We start from the raw sequence: 7,541 nt of genomic DNA on the forward strand, positions 1-7,541 counted from the left end.
GTTGGTGGTGCCAACGGTCCAAGCGCCACAGCCTGAGACGGGCTCCCCGGTGCGGGCGGCCCGGCGGCACCTCGTGTATCCGGCGCTGTTGCGCCGGGCGTCGTGGATGCCGGAGAAAACCGCAGGGTTCGCCACATCTGCGGCTCGCGCTCCAACTGCTGGCGATTGACTTCGCCGCGATACCAGCGTGAAAGATGGGATTCGTAGAACAGGCCACTGTCGCGTACGCCGGCCTGCAGCCGGTTCGCCAGGGTCGACGCACTCGGCGTTTCGTCCCGTGCCATCAACGGCGATGCGGCGGAGAGTACCGAGGGTGGGGCCGGAAAGCGCATCAGCAGATCGGCAATGGTACGCGCCGAGGGACTGAAATGGGTCTGAATCGAGGCTGGCGGACGAGATGTGTCAGCCTGCCCGGCGGGTGTATCACCCCGCTGCAGCGGGGCACTGGCGCCGGGCAAGGGGGCTGCAGCGGGACGCCGCCCATCCAGCCGTGAGTCGCTATGAAGCGCCCTGGGTCCCTCGCCGGGGTCCACCGCACGAACCGGCTCGTTCAGATCACGAGGCGGCGCCGTATCGACACGCTTGCCCAGCACCTGGTGGAGCAGCGTATCCAGCAGAGGCGTGATGCCACTCACGAGATTCCCTGGCCGAAGTCATCCGAGCCGCTCACCACCGAAGATGCCTGCTTGCCGTAGCTGCGATGCAGATCGCGCTGGCGACGCGAACTGTCCATTAGCTGGCCCAGCTCATCCCGGCGAGCAACCAACTGCTCGCGGATCGCCAGGTCATCGGCAAGAATCGCTTCCAACAACTCGGCCTTGCGCTGCGCGCCGTCGATGTCGAGCTCGACCTCCCTGTCGAGCTGCCGGAGCCGGTCTGCCAACTGGAGATAGCCGGCCTGACGCTCGATGAGGGCATCCCACTCGCCTGCCCTTGCCAGCTCGAGCATGATGGCGACCTGTTGCCTGAGCTGGGCATAACCCTCCAGCACAGCGCGCGCAGTGGTCATGGCCATTCAGCCCTGCGCTCCCGTGACGCCGATTTCGCGCCACGCCGAGGCGATGTCCTCCAACAGCTGCTCGGCCTGATCGAGACTCTCCTGGTCGTTATGCAGGTTCGCCGCCAGCAGCAACCGAACGATATACTCATACAGCGACCCGAGGCGCTCGGCGATCTCGCCACCCTTCTCGGTGTCCAGTGCCGCCAGGAGACCATTGTTGACGATGTCCAGCGCCTTGGAGATGGACTTGCCCTTCTCCGCCACATTGCCGGCCTGCATATGGATGCGAGCGGCACGAATAGCCCCCTGGGCACCATCGAACAGCATCACGATCAGCTGGTGCGGGCTGGCCGACATCACACCGCTCTCCACGCCGACCCGGGCATAGGCTCCGGCCCCGCGACCATAGGCGGCGGCTCCTCGCATTGTACTCATGGCAGTCATTCTCCTGTCGTGGTCGACTGTCGTATCACGAGACCGGCCCGGCCGGGCGAAAGCGCCCACGGTCCGTCAGCCGATTATTTCTTGCGTCCCAGCTGCGCGTTCATCATGTCGAACTGCTGGAACAGATAGTCACTGGTCTGGTTCATGGTGGCGATCATGCTATCGAGCTGACCGAACTGAATCCGGTAGCGGTCGATGGTCTTCTCGATGCTGCGCTCCATGCGCTCGAAGCGGTCGGCAAGGCTGCTGAGGCGCGTTTCGAGCCCCCGCTTGGCATTGTCCAACAGCCCGCGGTCGCCCAGCATCTGATCCAGGGATTCATTGAGCTTGCCGGCCATGCCACCGGCCTTGTTCGGCCCGGCAAAGAAGGCCGACAGCGCATCCGGCTGATTGGCGACGATGTCACTCAGACGGTCCTCATCAAGCTTGAGGGTACCGTCCCGCTGCAGTGAAATCCCGATATCCGTCAGCATGCGGAACTCGCCTTCGCCCACGCCGCCGGTCAGTACGCTGCGCATGCGGTTTTCCACGGTGCGCAGGGTACTGTCGCCCAGCAGCTCGCCCGCATCCCCGGTGTCGGCATTGAATTTCGTCAACCCGCTGATCGTGCTGCGCATATCGTTATAGGCCTTGACGAAGCCACTGACGGCCTCGCGAATGGCCAGGGTGTTGCGCTCGACAACAACGGTGACCGAGGAGCCTTCGGCGGTCGTTTCGGAAAGATCCAGCGTCACGCCCTGGATGGCACCCTTCACCTGATTGGATTGACTGACGATATCAATACCGTTGACCGTCAGCTGGGCGTCCTGGGCAGCGACAACCGGCTCTGCGGCGAAGGCCAGCTTCCCGGAGAGGTCGCCGTCGATGCCGTCGATCGTTACCGCTGCCTCAGTGCCGGTGTTGTTGGAGGTGACCACCAGTCGGTACGGCTCACCGCTACCGTCATTGACAATGGAGGCCGTCACACCCGACTTGCTTTCGTTGATGGCGTTTCGGATGTCATCCAGTGAGCTTTTTCCCGCCTCGATGGTTATGTCTACCGCGTCGCCGTCACCCAGCTTGAAGGAGATCGTCCCTGCACCCAGTTGCTCCTCCCTGTCAGCCACACCACCCGAGGCGATGCTCTGGGCCCGCGCCAGCTGGGTGACGGCAACATCAAAACGACCGGGCTGGGCATCGGCACTCGCCGCCGCCTTCACGCCACTTCCCGTCACACTGCTGCCCACGCTCTGGAAGAAACTGGGCGTGTTGAGCTTTGCCGTAGCACTCTGGAAAGTCGACAAGGCACCCTGCAGCTTGCCATAGGCCGAAATCCTGGCCTGATGGCTTTTCTGCTGCAACTTGATCGGCTCGAGCTTGCCGCGCTCGGCGGCGTTGAGCTGATCGAGCAGGCCATTGAGGTCAAGCCCTGACCCAATACCCAGTGACGTGATTGTGGTCATGATGGTTCCTTTGTCATCCCGGCTATTCTGACAGGCGCGGCGCCAGTGATTCTGGCGAAAAGCCCGCGACCTTGGGGTTATTTCCCTGTATCGGCAAAACGGGCAACAACTTTAATGTCATGCTCAGGTCGAGACCGGAACCTCCTCGACGGGCTCACCCAACCGGGCGATGATATTGCCGCGCAGCACCTCGCCCAGCGCCTCTCCCGGGGGCTCCACGACGTCGGTCAACTGCACCTGAAACGGCTTGCCCTGCTGGTCGAGACGCTGGATCCACGCCATGTCGCCATTGCCGAAGCGCACCAGAGCACCGACCGGGCGCAAGCCGAAGCGCTGGATATAGCGCTTCGCCCAGCGTGGGTCGAACTGCCCGGGATTGCTCAGCAGATGCCGATATACGGCATCGATGCGCCAGGCCGGCCGGTCGGGCCGCTCGCGCCGCATGGCATCGACCACATCCACCACCGCACTCATTCGGGACAGTTCCTGCAACTGGTCGCCATCAAGTCCGGCCGGGTAGCCACTGCCATCCAGGCGCTCATTGATCCCTCCCACCACCGCCTTGACCACTCCGGCCGAAAGCCATTGGCACCCGGCCAGGGCCTGGTCGAGTAACGCAACATGCATCTTCAACTGCGCATAGCCGCCCTCGTCCAGCGAAGTGGCCGAGAGCAGGTTTCCGGGGATCAACCCCTTGCCCAGGTCATGCACCATGGCGCTGGCCGCCAAGGCCTTGCGCATGTCCCGCGGGACCGTCGCGCCATCGGCCAGGGCCAGGATATGCGCGGCCACCGAGAGCCCATGGCGCACCAGCAGGGGCTCTCGCGCCAGACAGCGGGTGGCGAACAGCAGCGCCTCCATGTCTTCGTCGGCCAGCATCAGCAGCATATCGGCATGCCGGGAGAGCTGTATCGAGTCGATGCCGTCCCCCTGCTGCAACTCCAGCAGCTGGGCGTCCAGATAGCCGGCCACCCGCGACAAGCGTCGTGCCATGGGGGTGGGGTAGCTCAGCAGATTGCGTCGCCCCACCGGCGTCGTGGCAACCGCCTGGCTCTGGAAGAGCATCGACGGCAGGCGCCCCACATCGGCCTCCTCCACATAGCGGGACGATTCCCGCTCGATCTCGCGCACGAAGAACCACAGCTTGCGCTCCTGGTCGGCCTTGCAGCCCTCGAACCGAAAGCCGACGCGCATGATCTGACGGCCGGCATCAGGCACGGTATGACAGGCCCTCGCCTTGACCGCAAAGCGTGTGCCGTTGGGAAAACAGAGCTCGATCTCGACCATTGCCGCCGCAGACAGCAGTGACGCCGCCGAGGCCGGCAGCTCGAGCTGACACCCCTGCTGCGAGAGATCCTTGAGGTCGCCCTGGACGGTCGCCTCGCCTTCGCCACGCAGAATGGCACCCACCTCCATGCCCAGACGCAAGCGGGCCCGGAATGCCTCTCGCCGCTGCATCTCTTCCAGATAAAGGGGGTATTCGCAGTGACAGATCACCCTGCCCGCTACAGTTTCCGTTTCCACCACCTTGAGCAGCGGCGTGCGCACGATCTTTCCGTGAACCTGCCCCAGCAGGCGAAACCCGACGCCGCGCCTGAGTTCACCGCCGATCTCACGCACCGCGGTGATATCCATGCTCAGCGATTCAGCGGGCACCTGATCCATGAGCACCACCGGCAACGGCGTACTTTCGGGCTTGTCAAGCAGCAGCGATGCACCGCCCGGCTGAATCAACGACTCCAGCAGCGATTCGATTTCCGCAGGACTGCCGACTCGAACAAAGTCATCTAGCGCCTTCGCCATCCTTGCCTCTTCCTCTTTCCGGGCCAGCCCTGCTATCCGGGCCGGCCCGAGACTATGTCAATGTACCGATTGCACGGCCCAACCAGGATCAGGCCGGAATCATGTGATCTGCGTCCGCTTCATGACGTCCGCCCAGGCCTTGCCGTTTCCGTCGTGAACGCTATTGATGGAACGCGACCTGTGGGTCAGAGGGCCCGGGAGCCACCTGGTGATGCTCGATCATGTAGCGCTTGAGCCCATCCAGTGGCATGGGCCGGGCGAAGTAGAACCCCTGGAAGACATCGCAGCCATGCTCGGCCAGGAAATCACGCTGGGGACGCTCCTCGATCCCTTCCGCCACCACCTTGAGGCCCAGGTGATGGGCCATGGAGATGATCCCCTGGACGATGGCGCTGTCATGGGGGTTGGTGGTGACATCGCGGATAAAGCTGCGATCGATCTTGATCTTGCCGATCGGCAGCTGCTTGAGGTAGCTCAGGCTGGAGTAGCCGGTACCGAAGTCGTCGACGGAGACCTCGATCCCCATGTCCCGCAGTTTGTGCAGCGTAGCGATGGCGGCGGCGGTATCGTTCATCAGGATGCCCTCCGTCAACTCCAGTTCGAGGTAGTCAGGGGACAGACCGGTCTCCAACAGCGCCTGCTGCAGGTTGGTCATGAAGTTGGGGCGATGGAACTGCAGCGGCGAAAGGTTGACCGAAACCCGATGGTGTCCGTAGCCCTGGGCTGCCAGCAGGCACATGTCGAGACAGGCGCGTCTCAGCACCCATTCGCTGATCGGGCCGATCTGCCCGGTATCCTCCGCCAGCGGAATAAACAGTCCCGGAGAGAGATAGCCCCTGACCGGATGCTTCCAGCGTACCAGCGCCTCGAAGCCCGCCACGCTGCCGTCGCTGGCGTTCAGCAGCGGCTGGTAGTGCAGCTCGAAGTTCTCCGCCTCGATGGCTTCCTGCAGGTCGTTGCGCAACGCCATGCGGGAGCTCACCTCGTCGTTGAGATCGCTGGTAAAGCACTCCCAGGCATTGCGCCCCTTCTGCTTGGCGCGGTACATCGCCATGTCCGCCTGCTGGATCAGCTCCACCGGGTTAGCCAGCCCCTCGTACAAGAAGGCGATTCCCACGCTGGCTCCGATATAGAGCTCCTGCTCGGCGATACGGAACGGCCGACCGACGCAGGCCAACAGGCGCTCGGTGAGCCGCAAGGCGGACTCCTCCCGGCGCAATTCCGGCAGCAGGATCACGAATTCATCGCTGCCGAAGCGGGCCAGCGTATCGCCGGGGTCCAGCTCATCGACCAGGCGCTGGGCGACCTGGAGCAGCACCTGATCCCCCACTTCATGGCCCAGGCTGTCGTTGATCGGCTTGAAATCATCCAGGTCGAGGAACAGCACCGCCAGGTGCCTGCCGTGTCGCTGGGCCAACTGCACGTCGTGCAGCAGGTGGTCCTCGAACAGCGACCGGTTGGCCAGGCCTGTCAAGGCATCGTGGCTGGCATGAAAGGAGAGCTTCGCTTCATAGGCCTTGCGCTCCGAGATGTCGTGCTGCACGCCGACGAAGTGCGTCACCACACCTGCCGTATCGCGAACCGGCGCCAGGTAGAGGTTGTTCCAGAAGGGCGAGCCATCCTTGCGATAGTTGCACAGGGTGACGTTCACCTCTTCGCTCTCGGCCAGGGCACGGCGAAGCTGCTCCACCGAGTCGGGATCGGTCTCGCGCCCCTGCAGGAAGCGGCAGTTGCGCCCCAGCACCTCATCTCGTGAATAACCGGTGATGCGCTCGAAGGCTTCATTGGCATAGATGATCGGCATGCCCGCCACCTGGGCATCGGCGATGACGACACCGTTGATGCTCGCCTCCACGCTCCGCTGCAGAATACGCAGCTCGGTTTCATGCCGATGGCGCTCGGTCATGTCCTTGGCAATGCCATAGAAGCCGATGACACGCTCGTTGACGACGATGGGAAGGTTGGTCAGATCGAGATAGACCGCAGCCCCATCCTGCCGCTTGAGAGCCAGTGAATAGCGGAAGGCTTCGCCCTTTCCGGCATCCTGGTAGAGCTGTGCAATGCGCGCCTGTTCACTCGGCTCGATCAACTCGGCGAAGTGCGAGCCGATCAGCCGCTCCAGCGTGTAGCCGGTAATCTTGCAGCAGGCATCGTTGGCAGTCAGGAAATAGCCCTGCAGATCGAGGGAGAAGACCGCATCGGGGTGGTAGGTGAACAGCGAGCGGTAGCGCTGTTCATTCTCGCGCAGGGCGCGACGGTTCTGTTCTCGCTCCACCGCCAGGGAGACCAGTTCCGCCGACTCGATGATGCGTCGACGCTCGGCGCGGGTCGGTTCTCCCGGCTCCCTGAAATAGGTGCCGAAAGCCCCCAACAAACGCCCATCGCTGGCAATTACCGGATAGGACCAGCAGGCGCGCAGGCCGTGCTCGGCGGCCAGGCCATGATAGCCGGCCCAGTGCGGATCGTTGGCGATATCGGCGCAGACCACGAAGTCCCGTATATGGGCGGCACGGCCGCAGGCCCCCGCCGCGGGCCCCACGCCGACCCCACGCACCCCTTCACAGTAGCGCTCGGGCAAGCTGACCGAGTAGACGCTCTCCAGCGATTTACGGTCGTCTCCACAGAGCATGATGGAGCACAGGGAGCCGGGCGCTGGGACTCCACCATCCGACAGATCGCCCTGAGCGTATCGGGCAGCGGCTGATCGCGGGCGATCAGGGTCTGCACGCGCTGCTGGGCGCGAAGATGCCGCTGGGTTCGCGCCAGGGAGACCGAGCGTCGACGGCTCAGGCTCGCCATGCCCAGGCTGAAAGCCAGCAGGTAGCTGAGAATCAAGCCCCCGATCGCCACGT

The 7,541-nt window shown here is 63.7% G+C and carries 5 protein-coding genes and 1 pseudogene; all 6 read right to left on the reverse strand.

Going from position 1 to position 7,541, the window contains the following annotated elements:
• Positions 1-635 (reverse strand): annotated as a pseudogene (locus tag Q427_RS04485) (flagellar hook-length control protein FliK); the annotation flags it as partial.
• The gene (locus Q427_RS04490; protein WP_231613406.1) at positions 632-1,009 is read right to left on the reverse strand and encodes a flagellar protein FliT; all 378 of its coding nucleotides are present in this window, start codon (positions 1,007-1,009) and stop codon (positions 632-634) included. The pseudogene Q427_RS04485 and the gene Q427_RS04490, both read right to left, overlap by 4 nt.
• Before the next feature lie 6 nt (positions 1,010-1,015).
• Entirely contained in the window at positions 1,016-1,435 is a 420-nt protein-coding gene (gene fliS / locus Q427_RS04495; RefSeq protein WP_043511405.1) for a flagellar export chaperone FliS, read from the reverse strand.
• Positions 1,436-1,518: 83 nt separating this feature from the next.
• Positions 1,519-2,886 carry a flagellar filament capping protein FliD gene (gene fliD / locus Q427_RS04500; RefSeq protein ID WP_043511407.1) on the reverse strand — a complete coding sequence of 456 codons (1,368 nt, stop codon included), beginning with the start codon at positions 2,884-2,886 and terminating at the stop codon, positions 1,519-1,521.
• Between the two features lie 123 nt (positions 2,887-3,009).
• Positions 3,010-4,689, reverse strand: a complete 1,680-nt coding sequence (locus Q427_RS04505) for an HD domain-containing phosphohydrolase (protein WP_043511408.1) — start codon at positions 4,687-4,689, stop codon at positions 3,010-3,012.
• Between the two features lie 160 nt (positions 4,690-4,849).
• Positions 4,850-7,318 carry a bifunctional diguanylate cyclase/phosphodiesterase gene (locus tag Q427_RS04510; protein WP_051496121.1) on the reverse strand — a complete coding sequence of 823 codons (2,469 nt, stop codon included), beginning with the start codon at positions 7,316-7,318 and terminating at the stop codon, positions 4,850-4,852.
• Positions 7,319-7,541: the final 223 nt, after the last annotated feature.

The organism is Halomonas sp. BC04, assembly GCF_000568385.1.